Here is a 17,470-nt window from a genome sequence, read left to right as displayed (position 1 = left end):
ATCGCAAGATGAAACAAATTCTATGCGTTGCTGCGTTTGTGGCAACCTGCCTTTTTGCAAAGGCACAAAACATCAAAGGCCGTGTAACCGATGCGGCCACCAACACACCGCTTTCTGGCGCTACCGTTATCTACGCGGGGAAAAAAATTGTAACCGACAACAACGGGACGTTCACACTTGAATGTGGCAAAGCACAATCGCTTTCCGTTAGCTACGTGGGCTATACCGCCGCACAAAAAACAATCGGCGACTGCGGCGAGGAACTCTTCGTTGCCTTGCAGCCTACGGCGCAAACACTCGACCGCGTGGAGATAACCGCTACATCCAATCAAAACAAAGCACTTCTCTACCAGCCCAATTCCATTACCAAGCTTAGTCCCGTTGAATTAAAACGCAGCACCGGTTTGTTTCTGGACGATGCCATCCTTCAAAACGTTCCCGGTGTAACCATGAGCCGGCGAAGCGTTTCGGGCGGACAACAATTCAACATTCGCGGCTACGGAAACGGTTCAAGAGGAACGAGAGGAATCTCATCAAACTTTGACGGACAGGGCTACAAAGTTTACCTCAACGGCATTCCGGTAACCGATGCAGAGGGCATTACAACGTTGGACGATATTGATTTTGGCTCCATTGGCAACGTGGAAGTGGTGAAAGGGCCGTCCGGAACTTTGTACGGCTTGGCTATTGCCGGCGTCGTGAACCTACACACAATCCGTCCGGAAAAGGGAAAGACTTACGTTAGCCAGGAAGCGCTTGTTGGAAATTACAACCTACAACGCTACACCACGCAGTTTGCCACAGCAGGCGAACGTTCTTCTTTGCTCTTGAACTACGGCAACCAAAAGACCGAAGGCTATACGATTCACGACAACTCGCGAAAGAGTTTTGTGAATGCAGTGGCCGAGTTTACACCCAACGCGAAGCAAACCATCAACACGTATTTTGGGTACAGCAACAGTTACGACCAACGCAGCGGCGAGTTAACCATTCAGCAATGGGACGCAAACGATTTTAGCGGAAACCCCGAATACATCAAGCGCAACGCACACAGTAATGTTTATACCTTTCGAGCCGGTGCTGAACACACTTACCAGTTCAACAACAACCTTTCCAACACAACCTCAATCTTCGGAACAAGTTTTACGAGCAACGTTTCTTCGGCAGGAGGTTGGACGGATAAACTGGCGTTAAACATCGGGCTTCGTTCAACGTTTGATACAAAGTTTGCCGTTGGCAACGGCGCAACGCTAAGCGGCACAACCGGGGTAGAAACGCAACGCCAGAATGCGCAAACCATCGGCTACGGCATGATTGATCCGCTTGGCGCAACGCACGTTTGGCGTTATGGCGATCCTTATTTCATCATTGGAAGTACCGCCGCAGGCGCCAATGGAACAACCTCGAACGTTTACAGTATCACGGCCACAAGCTCTCTGTTTACGGAATGGACCCTGGCTTTGCCCAGCGATTTTTCTATTACAGCCGGGTTGGGTTGGAGCAACATGAAAGTGGCGCTCGACGACCGCATTTACAGCGCAGCCACACCCAACAAACCAACGCACTACGACACGACTTATTACCCGGGACTCTCGCCGCGTGTGGCCTTGAACAAAGTTTTTAGCAAGGAATTTTCTGTTTACGCATCCTATAACCGTGCATACAAAGCGCCGGTCAGTTCCTTCTTTTACATTCCGTACGCAGCAACGGCTTCATCCGAAACCGGCGTCGTAAACAGCCATCTGAAACCCGAAACCGGCGATCAGTTTGAAATCGGCACAAAAGGTTCGCTGCTCAAGGGAAAACTCAATTACCAGTTAGCATTATTTGAAGCCATCTTCAGCGACAAATTCTCCAACAAAAACGTAGTGAACGCTGCGGGCACTGCTACGCTTTACAGTTATGTTTTCAACGGCGGAAAGCAAACGCATAAAGGAATTGAGGCTTTGTTAAAGTCAACAGTCTATCAATCATCTACTGGTTTCGTTAGCGCCATTATGCCTTTTGCCAACGTCACGTATTCCGATTTCAAGTACGACGATTATCCTTTCTCAACCACGCTTTCAACAGTGGTAAACTATAAGGGCAACAGAGTGGCCGGCGTTTCAAAATGGGTGACCAGCGCTGGTTTTGATTTTACGACGAAGCCGGGTCTTTACGGAAACCTTGCGTACACCTACCGCGATCCGTTCCCGCTCACATCGGATGGTTTAGCGAACGGTGTGCCTTATCATGTAACCAGCTACAGTTTACTGAACGCAAAACTGGGTTACCGTCATTCACTTTCACGCCACTTTGATCTGGATGCGTCTTTCGGCGTGAACAACATCGCCGGAATAAAATACCCTATCATGGTTTTTGTGAACCAAATACCGGATGCGTACATGGTTGGGCCAACGGAGGCCGTTTATTTTGGAACCGTGAATTTGAAGTATAATTTTTAAAGCAATCGCCGCAGAGAACGAGGCAAAGAGAACTTGTAACAGATTTTGACATTTCAAATTGTTCTTGTTTTCTGCGGTAAAAATTTTTCGATGAAAAAGTTTTTCTTATTATTCCTTCTTGCTTTTGTGCTCTTTGCTTGCGACCGTTTTGGTAACAAAGAATCAGGCGGTGCCAAAGACATGCGCATTGTGTGCCTTTCAAAACAGTTGACCGAAATGGTTTTTGCGTTAGGCAAAGGCCACGACATTGTGGCTGTGGATTTAAGCAGCACGTATCCCGACAGTGCCAAGTTGCTGAAGACCGTTGGCTATCACCGTTCCTTAAGTCCCGAGGCCATTGTTGCCATGAACCCCGGCCTAGTCATTCACAGCAATGACATCGGCCCCGATAACGTATTGCCGCAAATTGAAAAAGCGGGTTTGAAAACAAAAGCCTTCGGCGGTGCCAACACCGTTGACAGTGCAAGATTGCTTTTAAAAGAGCTCGGTAATTTTTTTGGCGAAGAGCCGAAGGCCGATTCTCTTGTTAAAAAAATGGACGAAGGACTTGCCCGTGCCGCCGATACCTTGAAAGCCCGGAAAATTCACGATTCACTGAAGGTGATGATCATTCATTTTGGCTTGCGCAATAACAATTATTTTGTCATGAGCGGAAGAAACGGCGTGGGCGATAAAATGATTCGCCTTGCGGGCGGCACGCCCACAGAAGGCGTACGGGAAATGAGTCCCGAAGCCGTGGCACTTGCCAATCCCGACGTCATCATCGCCACCGATTACGGTTACGATAAAATGGGCAGCATGGACAAGTTTATTTCCAGCGTGCCCGGTGTTGCGTTGACAAACGCCGGCAAGAATCGCCGCGTGATTCGTTTTGAAGAGCACGACCTTATTTACTTTGGTCCGCGCAGCGGCGACAACGTCATTAAACTCATTCAGGAACTTTATCCCATAACCGGTGCTGCGACGAAATAAAGCCTTCTTCCCGGTACTACTCTTGCTTCTGCTTGTCGTGCTGCTTGGCGGCATTGGCTTTGGCGCTGTATCGGTATTGCCGTCGGACATGTTTTTTTCCCTTCGGCATTTTTTCAGCGGCAAAGAACCTGCAAATATTTACGAAGCGGTGTTCATTCAATTGCGGCTGCCGCGTGTTTTACTTTGCGGAATTACCGGCGCTGTGCTCGCCGTAAGCGGTGTATTGATGCAAGGCCTTTTTCGCAATCCAATCGTTGAGCCTGGATTGGTAGGAACCTCGTCCGGTGCGGCTTTCGGCGCTTCGCTGGTGTTTGTGCTGGCGGCAAAAATGAGTCCCGAAGTAAAAAGTTACACAGGCCCTTTGTTGCTGCCGGTAGTTGCTTTTTTGGGAGCTTTGGCGGCAACCTTTTTGGTGTATTCGCTGGCAAAAAGTGCGGGCCGCGTTTCCATCTTATCGCTACTGCTAATTGGCATTGCGGTGAATGCCGTTTGCCTAAGCGGCACTGGCTTTATGAGTTACATTGCCCGCGATCCGCAGGCCCGCAGCATTACCTTTTGGAACCTGGGAACCTTCTCCGGCGCCTCGTGGACGCAGGTGGCAATTGTTGGCGGCGTTGCCGCGATCATCTTTTTTATTACGCTTCGCGATGCAAAAGGATTAAACGCATTGCTGCTTGGCGAAGAAGAAGCAAATTATTTGGGAATAGACGCGGAGAAACTAAAGCGCCGCATCATGATTTTAAACACGGCGATGGTGGCTGTGGCAACGTCTTTCGTTGGCGTGATTGCTTTTATGGGTTTGATTGTTCCACATCTTGTACGCTTGTTAATTGGCAGCGATAACCGAAGATTGTTGCCTGCTTCCGCTATTTTGGGCGCTACACTTTTAACCCTTGCTGATTTAGCTGCCCGCTTGCTATTGGCGCCTGCCGAAATGCCCATCGGCATCATTACGTCGCTGGTTGGCGCACCGGTTTTCATCGTTTTATTGAAGCGCTTTAACCTGATTCAACCAAAAGGAGGTTACGGTGCTTAACGCAAAAAAAATAAGTTTTAAGGTTGGCGATAAAACGCTTCTGCAGGAAGCCTCGGTCCACTTTGCAGCGGGAGGCTTCCACGTGGTAATGGGCGCTAACGGCGCGGGCAAATCAACAATGCTGAAAATCTTGTCGGGTGAATTGAAGCCTTCTTCCGGCGAAGTTTACCTGGACGGCAACGACCTGCGTGAGTACTCAAAAAACAGCCTGGCCATGCGTCGTGCCGTGCTTTCGCAACATTATCATTTGGCCTTCCCGATAACTGTGGAAGAAATCATTCTCATGGGCCGCTATCCTTATTTCGCCACGCGGCCTTCGGCAAAAGACAACGCCGTTTGCGGCGAAGCCGTGAAATTGATGGACATAGAACATTTGCTGCAACGCGATTACACAACGCTGTCTGGCGGCGAAGCGCAAAAGGTACAAATGAGCCGGGTGCTCTCGCAAATATGGAGTGAGGAAGAAGTAGAAGGACGATTGCTTTTTTTGGATGAGCCGGTATCGCACCTTGATGTAAAGTATCAACACCAGTTAATGAAAGTGGCCAAAGACTTTTGCCGCAAAGGAACCACCGTCATTGCGGTTTTGCACGACATCAATTTAGCCATTGCTTTTGCCGACCGGCTGCTGTTTATGAAAGACGGGGATATTTTGTACGATGTGAACGACGCGGCGGCATTAACGCCGGCGATGCTGTTTAACACCTTTGGCATTCTGCCTTCAATTGTTCACGTACCGGGCAAAGACAAACCTTTTGTTTTGTTTTAGCCAAAGAGACCAACGGCCGTTGCTTCATTAATTTGATAGTAAGATTCACGGCTTGAATCACCAACTTTTTCCCGCAGGTATTTGTCCAAATTTTCAATGGAATCGGCTTCCCACACGCAGGTGCATTTGTCCATGCTTTGGTTGGGAAAAAGATTGACAATGCGCTTGACGCCGCCTTCGGGAAGCCGCGGAAGGTTGCGTTGCGCCGAAGCCCAGAAGTCTTCGGTGTCGGCAATGTCGTGGTGGACGACGATGTACATAAAAAAGTTTTCATACAAGATACAAAAGGCAGAGGAAGATATTGAGATATCAGGATATTGTGATAGTAGGATACTGGGTACGTGCCTGCATAGCAATAGCTCAATATCCTACTATCACAACTCCCGTATCACCCTGCATGGATTGCCTGCGGCGAAAACATCAGCCCGAATATTTTTGGTTACGACACTTCCCGCGCCAATAACACTGCGGTGGCCAATGGTAACACCCGGGCAAACCACAACGCTGCCGCCTACCCAAACATCGTCGCCAATGACAATCGGTTTTGCGTATTCAAGCCCCGATGCTCTTTCTACGTGGTTCATTGGATGCGTGGCCGTATAAAGCTGCACGTTTGGCCCAAACATGGTGCGGCTACCAATCGTAACGGTACTTACATCAAGCACCACGCAATTAAAGTTGAAGAAAACGTTGTAGCCGATGTAAATGTTGTAGCCGTAATCGCAATAGAACGGTGGTTGAAGCCACAAGTCTTCGGCGGCATGAGGAATGAGTTTTGCCAAAATATTTTTTCTCTTTTCTGTTTCGTCTTCTCCCGAATCATTTAATGCTTTTAGCAACAATCTTGTTTGCAAGCGGTCGGCTACCAACACCGCATCAAGCGGGTCGTAAAGCTCACCGGCAATCATTTTTTGTTTTTCAGTTTTCATTGAATGAAGGTAGTTATGGCAATCCTGAAATTTATTCCGAAGCTGTGAGCCTGTTTAATAGATTTGCCGGGCTTCGCGAAAAACATTTATTCAATTGAGCAGGTCTTTTCGCTTGCTTCGGCTATATTTATTTCAAAAGACAACATCGGTTTATGAAAATTTTCTTCTTGACATTCCGAAACACTTTTTTTCGTCTTGTGCTTTTCCTGATTTTCCTGCTGCTTTTACAGGGCAGTTTTGTATTTGCTCAAAAGACAGACTCCAAAACTTCGCGGGAGTATATCGAGATCAGAGTTTACCACACAACGGACTCAGAGCAATTAGCTACCGTTGACCGTTACGTGCAGTCATCGTTGTTTCCGGCGTTGGAAAAAGCCGGCTTTACAAAAATCGGTGCCTTCAAAGCCATTGACAGCGACACTGCGAAAGAAAAACGTTTTTACGTCATAATCTCCTTGTCGTCACTGGCGCAATTGGAAAAATTGAACGGTACTGTTGACCAATCATTGACTGATTCAGTTACGGCTCGTGCTTATACAAATGCACTGTACAACGCACCGCCGTATTCCCGTTTCGAAACCATTTTGCTTCAGGCTTTTGAAGGTGCGCCGCGGGTGAAGCCGTCGGGAACAAAAGGCAATTTGAATGAGCGGGTTTATGAATTGAGAAGTTACGAATCGGCCACTGAAGCTTTGCATCGAAACAAGGTGAAGATGTTTAATTCCGGCGAGATAGACTTGTTTCAGCGGTTGGGTTTCAACGCGGTTTTTTACGGACAGGTAATTGCGGGCAGCCAGATGCCCAACCTCATGTACATAACTTCTTTCGATAGCAAAGCTGCCCGCGACGAACACTGGAAAACATTTGGCAGCGATCCAACCTGGAAAGCAATGTCATCAGCACCGGAATACCAGCACAATGTTTCTAAAAACACCAGTATTTTTTTGCGGCCGACAAGCTATTCGCGGTTGTAAAGCCGATTGGCAATGAGCAAGCAGCAATAAGCAAGGACCAAGGATTTGCTTTGAATTAAAACGGCCTCAAAGTTTTATCAACTGCAAGGGCTGGCTAATTTTCTCCAGCATTTGGGACAAACGGCCGCAATTGGTATCTGTAATAAAAATTTGCAAGTCTTCATCGCTGCAAACCTGTGCGAGCAAATTAGTAATGCGGTCTTCGTCGAGCTTTTCAAACACGTCGTCCAAAAGCAAAAGAGGAGAGAAGCCTTTTTCTTTTTTCAGTATCTCCATTTCAGCCAGCTTCAGCGCAAACAAAAGGCTTTTGCGCTGGCCCTGCGAAGCAATGCTTTTAAAGGTTTGTCCGCATAGCTGAAACAGGAGGTCATCGCGATGCACGCCACCACTGGTACGCTGCAACACCAGGTCTTTTTGCCGTGTTAGTTTTAGCAATTCCTGCATCGTTACCGTATGCAATTCGGAATCATAAACGAGGTTGACCGCTTCTTCCTGCTGGCTGATTTCTTCGTATTTCGTTTGCGCAATGGGCAGGAAGCCTTTTAAAAAAGCGTCCCGTTTTTCAAACACAATACTTCCTTCTTTCCACAACTGTTCGTCCAAAACGTCAAGCACCGAAAAGTCCCGCGCAAAACCATCGCTTAAGGAACGAAGAAAAGAATTGCGCTGCTGCAAAATGCGGGTGTAATTAATCAGTGCCTGCAAATAAACAGGATCCAATTGTGCCAGCAGTGTGTCCACAAATTTGCGCCGCTCTTCGCTTCCACCGATGATGAGTTCTACGTCGTCGGGTGCAATCACCACGCAGGGATAGCGGCCAATGTGTTTGGAAAATTTGGTGTAGGCTTCGTCGTTCAACAAAAATTCCTTGCGGCCTGTTTCCCGCAAAATGCAAACGGCTTTCTCTTCTCTGCCATGCAGCAAAAAATGACCTTCGAGACGAAAGCCTTGGCTGCCCTGGTGTACGTTCACTGCATCGGTGCGGCTGAAATAACTTTTGGTGAAACAGAGATAATGAATCGCATCCAGCAGGTTTGTTTTTCCCACGCCGTTCCGTCCACAAATGCCTACCACCCGTTCCGTAAACTGAAAGGTTTGGTGTTCGTAGTTTTTAAATTGAAAAAGTGATATTGAGTTTAATCGGAGAGACAATCTTGCCGTTAATAGGTTAATAAGTGAATACGTTACCAAGTATGCTGCAAAGTTGATTGGATATGACGATCAGCGTCACGACAACTCCGAATTCCAAAACCCCAAACGCCAAACTCAACTCCACTCTCCCCAATCCACCTTCACATCAATATCGGGGTGAATGCTCTGCTGTACAGGACAAGTGTTGCCGGTGTGTTTTAAGATTTGTTTTGATTTGTCATCGAGGTCTTTCAAGTTGTCAGGAATGTGAAAGAAAAGATTGATGCCGCCCACGCGACGAGGATCAGCCTTCATAATTTTTTCTACTTCAATTTTTACACCGTTCAAATCAAAGCCCATCGTGCGGGCCTTAATGCCCATCACAGTAATCATGCAAGTGGCAAGTGAAGTTGCCATCAGATCAGTGGGAGAAAAGCGTTCGCCTTTCCCGTTGTTGTCAATAGGTGCATCGGTTTCAAAAGCATTTCCAGAGCGCAAATGCGTGCAGGTTGTCCGCAAGTCACCATCATAAACTACCGTTGACGTCATACTTTTTTGCCTAAATTTACGTTTGAACAATATATCTCTATCGCGTGAAAAATTTTATTCTGTTTACACTGGCAGCTTTCCTTGGATTTCACTCCTTCGCACAAGATTCTACCGCCGCAAAAAAGGTGATAAAAAAAGATAAAAAGCAGGAACAAAAACGACGCAACGCCGCATTGGCCAAGCAAGAAGAAGAAGGCGTACTTATTTTTTCAAAACAAACGGCCGGCGGCATTCAATTGCGTACCAACGGCTACGGCGCTTTTGTTGAAATTGGCCGTGCAAGATCGCCACGGTTCACCAATTTGTACGTGTTCGAAATCACCGAAATCAAACACAACAAGGAAGAAAAGTCTGCGGGTGATGGCTTTTTTTCCAACTCTTTCGTGTACGGCAAAATCAACAATTTTTACCAGGCCAAACTAGGCTTCGGACAGCAGTACGTGTTGGGCCAAAAGGGAAACAAAAACGGCGTGGCCGTGCTGGGCATTGCACAGGGCGGGCTTTCTGTAGGACTGCTGAAACCCTACTATGTAAAAAGCCGTTCAACAGGTCTCGACATCAAATATGATTCACCCGACAGCGTTGCGTTTCTTACACCTTCTGAAATTGCCGGCGGCTCCGGCTTTACCAAAGGCTGGAGCGAATTAAAAATCCGGCCGGGTGTTTACCTGAAAACGGCGCTCCGCTTCGATTTTGGCCGGTTCAACGAATCCATCAACGCTCTTGAAATCGGCGTAAGCCTCGATTATTACTTCTCCAAAATTCCGCAAATGGTTTACAGCGAACCAAAGCAACTCTTTTTCCAAGGGCACATTGCCTACGTATTCGGCCACCGAAAATAGAACCGCGGATGACAAGAATTTAAAAAGAACTGTCGCGATTTTGCCGCTACAAAATAGTTGGCTTTCCGTGATTAAATTTGCAGGATTATGAACCCTGCAACACGATTACTATTAAGCGTCTGTTGCGCCGCACGCTTGTACGTTCGGTAAGTTTACTGAGCAATACAGAAGTGAAAATTTGAATCAATGATTGAACTCCCAATAGCATCTGCAGAAGGAACGAAAAGAACAAAGCCCGACTGGCTTCGCGTGAAATTGCCCATCGGTGAAAGCTACAAGCACGTTCGCGGCTTGGTGGACACGCACAAATTGCACACCATTTGCGAAAGCGGCAATTGCCCCAACATGGGCGAGTGCTGGGGCGAAGGCACCGCCACCTTTATGATTCTTGGAAACGTTTGCACCCGCAGTTGCGGCTTTTGCGCCGTGGCTACAGGCCGCCCCGATCCCGTGGATTGGGACGAGCCGCAACGCGTTGCCGAAGCCATTCATTTAATGCAGGTAAAACACGCTGTGTTAACGTCGGTTGACCGCGACGAACTGAAAGACGGCGGTTCCATTATCTGGTACAATACAATCAAAGCCGTAAAAGCATTGAACCCGGAGACAACACTCGAAACGTTGATTCCCGATTTCAAAGGGGAGAAAGAAAATATTCAACGCATCATAGAAGCCGCGCCGGAAGTGGTTTCACACAATATTGAAACCGTTGAACGCTTAACAAAACAAGTGCGCATTCAAGCCAAATACTGGCGCAGCATGGAGGTCATTACTGCGCTTAAGAAAGGCGGCATGCGCACAAAAAGCGGCATCATGCTCGGCCTCGGCGAAGTCAAAGAAGAAGTGGTGCAAACCCTGAAAGATTTGGCTGCCGCCGGATGCGATGTGGTGACCATTGGCCAATACCTGCAACCCACAAAAAAACATTTGCCAGTGCAACGCTTTGTTCATCCAACCGAATTTGCGGAATACAAAGAAATCGGTTACGAATTGGGATTGGATTACGTAGAAAGCGGCCCCCTTGTTCGCTCGTCATACCACAGCGAACGCCACGTGGTAGCGGGCTACGGCAGAAGCGAGTGGGAAAAAGCAAAAGCGCTTCAAAACAGTTAAGGCCATTGCTTATTTTTAGGGAGTGAAGCGTTTTGTTAAACAATTTCCGCTATTCCTCTTTTTCCTTTGCTGCAGGCAAACGCTTTTTTCGCAATACATTCTGAACGGTTCGGCACAAAAAAATTCCTGCAACTGTTACACGTTAACACAAGCTACCACCTTTCAAAGCGGAAGCGTTTGGAACGGCAATAAAATAAGCCTGAACAATTCCTTTGATTTTTGGTTCAAAGTTTTCCTGGGCTGCAACGACACAAACGGCGCCGACGGCATTGTGTTTATGCTGCAACCCATCAGCACAAGCGTCGGTTCTTCTGGCGAAGGCATGGGCTTTGCCGGCGTATCGCCTTCCATAGGCATTACGCTTGACACCTGGCAAAACCCTAATCTCAACGATCCTGCCTTCGATCACATCAGCATACAAGCAAACGGCATCGTTGCACACGGAAACGATCTTGCTGGCCCCGTTCCAATATGGTCAACAAGCGACAACGTAGAAGATTGCCAGTGGCACACCTTGCGCATTAGCTGGGACGCAAATACAAAATGGCTGCGCACCTATTTCGATGGCATGCTGCGTTTGCAAAAACAGATTGATTTAGTAACGGCCATCTTCAATAATGATCCAAATGTTTATTGGGGTTTCTCTGGCGCAACGGGCGGCGCTGTCAACCTTCAACAATTTTGTACGGCGCTCGACCCGCTCTTCGCTACCAATTTTCCAAACAATACCGGTTGCGAAGGCATCCCGGTCGTTTTCACCGACGCTTCTGTTTCATTTGCGCCAATCGTTAGTTATAACTGGAGTTTTGGTGACGGCACAACGAGTACGCTTGCAGCACCGCCACCGCATCTTTATACTTCACCCGGCAATTACGCGGTTAACTTAAAAATCAAAGGAAAAGACGGTTGCGAAAACGATTCGACAAAAACAATCATCATTGCCGCCAATCCTTCTGCTACACCAATAAAAGTATTTGATACGTGTTTCGGCTATGAGCCAAGGTTGTTGTATACACCGCAAGCCACTGTCAATTATCACTGGCAACTTGATGGCGCTGCAACGACGGGAAATCCGGCTCCATCCTTAAGCAATTTATCTGCTGGCAGTCATCAGCTACAAGTTGTAGCCAGTTCCAATTACGGCTGCGGTCAGCCAGTTGTTTCTGCAACTGATTTTTTTGTCAAGCCAGCGCCTTTAATAGATGCGGATGTACACGACGGTTGCACAAACGAATTGCTTTCCTTCAACGGCCTGCAATTGGACAATGCATCAACGATTGGCAAATGGCATTGGCAAATTGAGACCAGCAGATTTTTAACGGGGCAAAACGTGCAAACCGTTTTTGATCAACAAGGTTTTTATAGCGTTCGTTTATGGGCTGAAGCGGACAACGGATGCACTTCCGACACGGTAGGGAAAACGATAAAAATTGCAAAAGCTTTTCTTGTGGCAAACGATACAACGGTGCTACAAAACGTTACTTCGCAGTTGAACGTTCAAACCAATGGAAGCGTTTCGTGGCAGCCTGTCACGGGTCTTTCAAACCCGGCTGTTGCCAATCCCTTTGTTACTTTAAACAACAATCAAACTTATACCGTTATTGCAACAACGCCGGAAGGTTGCACCGCCAGCGGCACCTTGGTTGTGAAGGTTTTTACGGGGCCAACGGTTTACGTACCCACTGCTTTTACACCCAACGGCGACGGCCGAAATGATGTGCTGCTTCCGGTTTACGTGGGCATCAAAGAGTTGAAGCAGTTTGCGGTGTTTAACCGTTGGGGACAAGTGGTTTTTAGTACGAACGATGCTGGCAAAGGATGGGATGGAAAGGTTGCATCGGGAACGTTTGTCTGGCTAATCAGTGTCGTAAATTATCTTGGGCAACCCGTGCTTTTGAAAGGCACGGTGACGGTGATTCGGTAAAGAATCTTTGACCATTTGCCATTTCATCTGTTGAAGAAAATAAACAAGGCGCCATCGCCAATAAAATAAAATGCGAGGCGTCTTCACCTCGCATTTTTATCATTCATAACTGATTACTCATTACTCATCTTCTCTCATTCCCGAATGTCCCACACAAGCGCACTTGCGCCCAGTATCGCTGCGTCGGCCTCTTTCAGTTCGCTGAACACCAGCTTTACCTTATCCTGAAAAATGGGCAGCAGGTTTTTTTCCATGTGCTCACGCGTGGGCTCCATAATCAGATCGCCGGCTTTAATGACCCCGCCAAAAAGCACAATAGCTTCAGGAGAAGAAAACATCACAAAGTTTGCCAGCGCTTCGCCCAGAATTTGTCCCGTAAAGCGGTAAACTTCCTGCGCAATTTTATCGCCGTTCACTGCGCATTCGTAAATCTCTTTCGAGGTAATGTCGTCGGGGTTTAACTTACGCAATGTGCTGTCTTCTTTACTTTGTTCTAAAAGTTCTTTTGCCGTAAGCACAATGCCCGTAGCAGAGCAGTAAGCTTCCAGAGAACCGTCCAAATCCGTTGACCAATGTTTTCGTCCGCCCGGACGAATAATGGTGTGTCCCAGTTCTCCGGCAAAGCCGTCGTGACCATAAATCAATTGGCCGTTTGCCACAATGCCGCTGCCAACGCCTGTTCCCAGCGTAATCATGATAAAATCTCTCATGCCGCGGGCTGCGCCGTAATTCATTTCGCCAACAGCGGCCGCATTTGCATCGTTGGTAAGCGCTGCGGGAAGATTAAATTTTTCCGTGACCAGTTTGGCTAGCGGAATGATTCCTCTCCAAAGCAGGTTAGGAGCGTAATCAATAGTGCCTGTGTAAAAATTTCCGTTGGGTGCGCCAATGCCGATGCCTTTTACTTTTCCATCCGCTTCGTGGCGTTTAATGATGGGTTCCAGGGCTTCGTACAAGGCGTCAATAAAACTTTCTATTTGCGGGTGTGCGTCTGTTCGCAACTCGCCTTTTTCCATGATCTCGCCGCGGTGGTTTACGAGACCGTACTTGGTGTTGGTGCCGCCAATGTCAATGCCAACGGCAAACTCGTTTGAGAGGTCAATCATTTCTTCAGGCTAATTTTTCGTGATTTCAATGGCCGCTTCGGGTTCGGTTGAAAGCGGAGAAATTGTTTCGTCTATTTCTTCGTAATTAATTCCCTGTCTTTTCAAAATCCCTTTCACGGCAAAGGCAAAGAAGGCAAGGTAGGCAAAACAAACTACAGGCACCCAATAGCTTTGGTGAATACCGGTTCCTACTTCTGTCGAGCGGCTTTGCAAAAAGTCGGCAAGCTTTCCTTGTATGGGTGGAATGATACCACCTCCAAGAATCATCATGATTAAAAAAGCAGAACCCTGCGTTGTGTATTTTCCCAAACCCGTAACGGAAAGTGTAAAAATTGCCGGCCACATGATAGAGCAGAAAAGGCCGCCGCTCAGGAAAGCATAGATGGCAAAGTTTCCGGTGCTAAACAAGCCAATCAACATGGCCAACATGCCAAGGCTTGCAAAGATGAGCAGCGTTCGTGCGGGCTTGTCTTTGCTAATGTAGAAAGCGACAATTTGCACCAGCACGCAAACGATGTATAAATAAAGCGGACGCACGTCGTATTGCGAGATGGCGTTTACTGCTACCACGATTCCAAAAGCAATGATGGGAACAAGAATGGTCATCAATTGTTTTGTTGACGGCTTTAGATTAAATACCGAAACCGAACCGGCCCAACGGCCAATCATCAAACTTCCCCAATACAAGGAAATGTACGGCGCAGCCTGCGAAGAAGGGATGGAACCAAAGGCTGGTTGTTTTAGCAGTTCGCTGATGTTGGAGACTATCGTTACTTCAACGCCTACATAAACGAGGATGCCAATCATGCCCAAAACAAGCTGCGGATACTGCATGGCGCCCCATCCCGCAGGATTTCGCTGTGCACTTGCGTTGGAAAACAAAAGCGTAATCACCACCACGGCCAGCGCACCAAAAAGCCAATACATTCTTTTTTGTTCAAGCGGATGTTTCAGCGTTGCGATTTCAGCAGCTCTTGCATCGTTGCCGCTTTTGATTGTTTTTACCGCGGCAATGTTTGCCGGGTTGATTTGGTTCAAGGAATCCAATTGTTTGTTAATGACGGCATCGGACTTATCGGCAAAAAAGCTTTTTGCAAAGACGCTGTCAGCAGGAGCAACGGTGCTTTGCAACAAAGCAACCGCTTTTGTATTCTCGTCGCCTGTTTCTTTTTCCAACGTTTCTATGCGTTTAGCTTCTTTTGAGTTGTAGCTGCTGAACACAGGCGCAAACATGATAATTAATAAACCGGTCATGACAAGCAAAGCAGTGAGCGCCTTGCTGCTTTTTTCCTGCTTTTCGGTAGAGATGCCCGCCGGTACTTTTTTGGAAAAATAAAATAACGCTGCTGCTGCAATAAATAAGATACCAACGCAGACATAAAGAACGATCACCTTGCTCAATCCAAGCGATTGAATCTTTTCATCGGAAACGGCAGCGGTTGTTCCAAACAAAGCAAAGGCAACAACGATAGGTCCTATCATCGTTCCAAACGAATTAACGCCGCCGCCAAGGTTTACGCGGCCGGTGCCCGTTGCGGGATCTCCTAAAGAAATAGCAAAAGGTTGCGCAGCAGTTTGTTGAAGTGAAAAACCAAGTGCCACAATGAAAAGGCCGACCAACATTCCGGCAAAAGCATTGGCGTTAACGGCGACAATCATGGCCACTGCGCCAAGTGCCGAAAACAACAAGCCGTACACGATGCTTTTTTTATAGCCCCATTTTGCCACAAGGTCAAGACCCCCGAAAGCACCGTATAAATAAAGACCCAATGCACCAAAATAATATGCGGTGTAAAAAGCAAAGTCCACCAATTGGCTTTGAAATTGGTCGAGATGAAAATAGTGTTTGCAAAAAGGGATGAAGATGCTGTTGCCGGCGGCAATAAAGCCCCAAAAAAAGAACACCGTGACAAGCGTGGTTAACGCACCGTAATTGGTTGGAATGGGTTGCGCGTTTGTGCGTGCAATCGCGGGCTTGTTTGGCCCCATGGATGTTGCCATAATTGTTCAATCGTTTATGCGATGAAAGTAGCAAGTTTAGCGCATAGAAAAATTGGCGTACAGAATTTGTTGAAAAAGAATTTCCTCTACCTTCAACGCAGGATGTAATTGGTTATGGAAATAATACACGTATCGGCTGAATGTTTTCCGGTGGCAAAAGCAGGTGGATTGGGTGATGTTGCAGGCGCCTTGCCAAAATATCAAAACAAGTTGGGACATACGGCCAAAGTGGTGATGCCGATGTATCGCACCAAATTTCTTTATCAAAACGAGTGGGAACTTGTGCACGAGGGTTCGCAAAACTCCGGCTCTCATTATTTCAATTACTCCATCATTCGCGAGAAGACAAACAAGCTTGGTTTTGAACTTTATCTTGTTGACATCAACGGCCTGCTCGACCGCGAAAAAATTTACGGTTACGGTGATGATACGCAACGCTTTCTTTGTTTTCAAATAGCTGTGTGCGATTGGATGAGCCGCTGGACTTACAAGCCCGACATTGTGCATTGCCACGACCATCAAACGGGTTTGATCCCCTTCATGCTAAAAAACTGTTTTGCGTTCAAACACATGGCCGATGTGCCTACTGTATTTACCATTCACAACGCTCAATACCAGGGACAGTTTAGTTGGGACAAGTGGAATACGCTGCCTTCGTATGACGCGTACACCTGGGGCGGTCTTGATTGGAACAACGCCATTAATCCCCTGGCATCGGCCGTTAAGTGTGCCTGGAGGGTAACAACGGTCAGTCCGAGTTATTTGGATGAATTGCGCTACCAGGCTGCCGGCCTCGAAAATTTAATGGAGTACGAACGCGGCAAATGCGTCGGTATTTTGAACGGCATTGATGCCGATGTTTGGGACCCGTCAAAGGACAGCATGATTGCAAAGAATTATGACGAGCACGATGTGAAAGATGGCAAGCGAAAAAACAAAAAAGAATTGTGCGCAAGGTTTGGTCTTGATCCCGATAAACCGCTCTTTACATTTATTGGAAGGTTGGTGGGAGAGAAGGCTGCCGATGTCTTGCCCGATGCCATTCGTTCTTCTATTTATCACCATCACGGCAAGGTCAGTTTTTTGATTCTTGGTTCAGGCGAGCCCGATGTTGAAGGCCGGCTGGAAGAAGTAAAAGATCAATTTAGCGGCTTTGTAAGCACTTTTATTGGTTACAACGAGAGTTTAAGTCACCTGCTGTATGCGGGTGCGGATTTTTTGCTGATGCCAAGCCGCGTAGAGCCCTGTGGTCTAAACCAGATGTATGCTTTGCGTTACGGCACGGTCCCCATGGTGCGCAGCACCGGTGGATTAAAAGATACCGTTCGTGATTTTGGCGAATGGCAAGGCTTTGGTATCCGGTTTAACAACGCTTCGGTTGAAGACATTTCGTACAGTGTGGGAAGAGCCGTGGATTTATACTACAACAAAAAAGATTTGTACACCTGGATGCGCAGCTACATGATGCACATTGATCATTCCTGGGATGCATCGGCAAGCGAGTACATTGCGTTGTACGAGTCAGTGAAGGTTTAGCTCACTTGTTTACCCGTTCACAGGTTCGCGCAACAGGAATGGAGCAGTTCTTTGGAAAGAAGATTTTTATGTAACCAGCATTTGTTTTTCCCGACATCGCCGGTTGTGTCACTTTTGTGCGTTCGGAACATGTTTCGGCAATGT

General features: G+C 47.3%; 15 protein-coding genes. 9 read left to right on the top strand and 6 right to left on the bottom strand.

The features are described from left to right. The first annotated feature begins 8 nt into the window (after positions 1–8). The 4 genes from FSB75_RS03685 to FSB75_RS03670 all read left to right on the top strand — a co-directional run bounded on the left by FSB75_RS03685 (position 9) and on the right by FSB75_RS03670 (position 5,221). Positions 9–2,444, top strand: coding sequence for a TonB-dependent receptor (locus FSB75_RS03685; RefSeq protein ID WP_146782940.1), 2,436 nt, complete (start codon positions 9–11; stop codon positions 2,442–2,444). A 90-nt stretch (positions 2,445–2,534) separates the two neighbouring features. Next, positions 2,535–3,416 carry a heme/hemin ABC transporter substrate-binding protein gene (locus FSB75_RS03680; protein WP_146782937.1) on the top strand — a complete coding sequence of 294 codons (882 nt, stop codon included), beginning with the start codon at positions 2,535–2,537 and terminating at the stop codon, positions 3,414–3,416. Further along, complete coding sequence (locus tag FSB75_RS03675; protein ID WP_146782934.1) at positions 3,400–4,452, top strand: FecCD family ABC transporter permease; 1,053 nt, start codon at positions 3,400–3,402, stop codon at positions 4,450–4,452. Before FSB75_RS03680 ends, FSB75_RS03675 begins: the two co-directional genes overlap by 17 nt. Continuing rightward, a complete protein-coding gene (locus tag FSB75_RS03670) occupies positions 4,445–5,221 on the top strand; it encodes a heme ABC transporter ATP-binding protein (protein WP_146782931.1) in 777 nt (258 codons plus the stop codon). Before FSB75_RS03675 ends, FSB75_RS03670 begins: the two co-directional genes overlap by 8 nt. Here FSB75_RS03670 and FSB75_RS03665 read toward each other — a convergent pair. Together FSB75_RS03665 and FSB75_RS03660 are read right to left on the bottom strand one after the other, a co-directional pair. Continuing rightward, complete coding sequence (locus FSB75_RS03665; RefSeq protein ID WP_146782928.1) at positions 5,218–5,481, bottom strand: hypothetical protein; 264 nt, start codon at positions 5,479–5,481, stop codon at positions 5,218–5,220. The two genes, FSB75_RS03670 and FSB75_RS03665, sit on opposite strands and share 4 nt — an antisense overlap. A gap of 114 nt (positions 5,482–5,595) precedes the next feature. After that, complete coding sequence (locus FSB75_RS03660) at positions 5,596–6,150, bottom strand: sugar O-acetyltransferase (protein WP_146782925.1); 555 nt, start codon at positions 6,148–6,150, stop codon at positions 5,596–5,598. Positions 6,151–6,302: 152 nt separating this feature from the next. Here FSB75_RS03660 and FSB75_RS03655 point away from each other — a divergent pair, with 152 nt between their 5' ends. Then, positions 6,303–7,124 (top strand): NIPSNAP family protein, encoded by an 822-nt coding sequence (locus FSB75_RS03655; protein WP_146782922.1) that lies wholly within the window; start codon positions 6,303–6,305, stop codon positions 7,122–7,124. 66 nt (positions 7,125–7,190) lie between these two features. On the opposite strand, the gene recF is transcribed toward FSB75_RS03655, so the two are convergent. Together recF and FSB75_RS03645 are read right to left on the bottom strand one after the other, a co-directional pair. Next, positions 7,191–8,276: a DNA replication/repair protein RecF gene (gene recF / locus FSB75_RS03650; protein ID WP_146782919.1), complete on the bottom strand. Its 1,086-nt coding sequence runs from the start codon at positions 8,274–8,276 to the stop codon at positions 7,191–7,193. 114 nt (positions 8,277–8,390) lie between these two features. Further along, on the bottom strand, positions 8,391–8,804 hold the full coding sequence (locus FSB75_RS03645; protein WP_146782916.1) for an OsmC family protein: 414 nt from the start codon (positions 8,802–8,804) through the stop codon (positions 8,391–8,393). A gap of 44 nt (positions 8,805–8,848) precedes the next feature. Here FSB75_RS03645 and FSB75_RS03640 point away from each other — a divergent pair, with 44 nt between their 5' ends. From FSB75_RS03640 to FSB75_RS03630, 3 genes are all read left to right on the top strand, one after another. Further along, positions 8,849–9,646, top strand: a complete 798-nt coding sequence (locus FSB75_RS03640; protein WP_146782913.1) for a hypothetical protein — start codon at positions 8,849–8,851, stop codon at positions 9,644–9,646. Positions 9,647–9,832: 186 nt separating this feature from the next. Next, entirely contained in the window at positions 9,833–10,759 is a 927-nt protein-coding gene (gene lipA, locus FSB75_RS03635) for a lipoyl synthase (protein ID WP_146782910.1), read from the top strand. A 22-nt stretch (positions 10,760–10,781) separates the two neighbouring features. Further along, positions 10,782–12,683 (top strand): lectin-like domain-containing protein, encoded by a 1,902-nt coding sequence (locus FSB75_RS03630; protein WP_146782907.1) that lies wholly within the window; start codon positions 10,782–10,784, stop codon positions 12,681–12,683. Between the two features lie 134 nt (positions 12,684–12,817). Here FSB75_RS03630 and FSB75_RS03625 read toward each other — a convergent pair whose 3' ends face one another. Both FSB75_RS03625 and FSB75_RS03620 read right to left on the bottom strand, forming a co-directional pair. Then, entirely contained in the window at positions 12,818–13,789 is a 972-nt protein-coding gene (locus FSB75_RS03625) for an ROK family protein (RefSeq protein ID WP_146782904.1), read from the bottom strand. A 9-nt stretch (positions 13,790–13,798) separates the two neighbouring features. Further along, on the bottom strand, positions 13,799–15,790 hold the full coding sequence (locus FSB75_RS03620; RefSeq protein ID WP_227990757.1) for an MFS transporter: 1,992 nt from the start codon (positions 15,788–15,790) through the stop codon (positions 13,799–13,801). 114 nt (positions 15,791–15,904) lie between these two features. On the opposite strand from FSB75_RS03620, the gene FSB75_RS03615 reads away from it, so the two are divergent. Next, positions 15,905–17,326, top strand: coding sequence for a glycogen synthase (locus FSB75_RS03615; protein ID WP_146782901.1), 1,422 nt, complete (start codon positions 15,905–15,907; stop codon positions 17,324–17,326). The last annotated feature ends 144 nt before the right edge of the window (positions 17,327–17,470 follow it).

The sequence above is a fragment of the Flavisolibacter ginsenosidimutans genome (genome assembly GCF_007970805.1).
Lineage (GTDB): Bacteria > Bacteroidota > Bacteroidia > Chitinophagales > Chitinophagaceae > Flavisolibacter > Flavisolibacter ginsenosidimutans.
This window is presented reverse-complemented; position numbering and strand designations above follow the sequence as displayed.

Bases quoted from the DNA above. Each gene is read 5' to 3' on its own strand.
- FSB75_RS03685 (WP_146782940.1), top strand. From the start codon at position 9: ATGAAACAAATTCTATGCGTTGCTGCGTTTGTGGCAACCTGCCTTTTT.
- FSB75_RS03680 (WP_146782937.1), top strand. From the start codon at position 2,535: ATGAAAAAGTTTTTCTTATTATTCCTTCTTGCTTTTGTGCTCTTTGCT.
- FSB75_RS03665 (WP_146782928.1), bottom strand. From the start codon at position 5,481: ATGTACATCGTCGTCCACCACGACATTGCCGACACCGAAGACTTCTGG.
- FSB75_RS03660 (WP_146782925.1), bottom strand. From the start codon at position 6,150: ATGAAAACTGAAAAACAAAAAATGATTGCCGGTGAGCTTTACGACCCG.
- FSB75_RS03655 (WP_146782922.1), top strand. From the start codon at position 6,303: ATGAAAATTTTCTTCTTGACATTCCGAAACACTTTTTTTCGTCTTGTG.
- FSB75_RS03645 (WP_146782916.1), bottom strand. From the start codon at position 8,804: ATGACGTCAACGGTAGTTTATGATGGTGACTTGCGGACAACCTGCACG.
- lipA (WP_146782910.1), top strand. From the start codon at position 9,833: ATGATTGAACTCCCAATAGCATCTGCAGAAGGAACGAAAAGAACAAAG.
- FSB75_RS03625 (WP_146782904.1), bottom strand. From the start codon at position 13,789: ATGATTGACCTCTCAAACGAGTTTGCCGTTGGCATTGACATTGGCGGC.
- FSB75_RS03620 (WP_227990757.1), bottom strand. From the start codon at position 15,790: ATGGCAACATCCATGGGGCCAAACAAGCCCGCGATTGCACGCACAAAC.
- FSB75_RS03615 (WP_146782901.1), top strand. From the start codon at position 15,905: ATGGAAATAATACACGTATCGGCTGAATGTTTTCCGGTGGCAAAAGCA.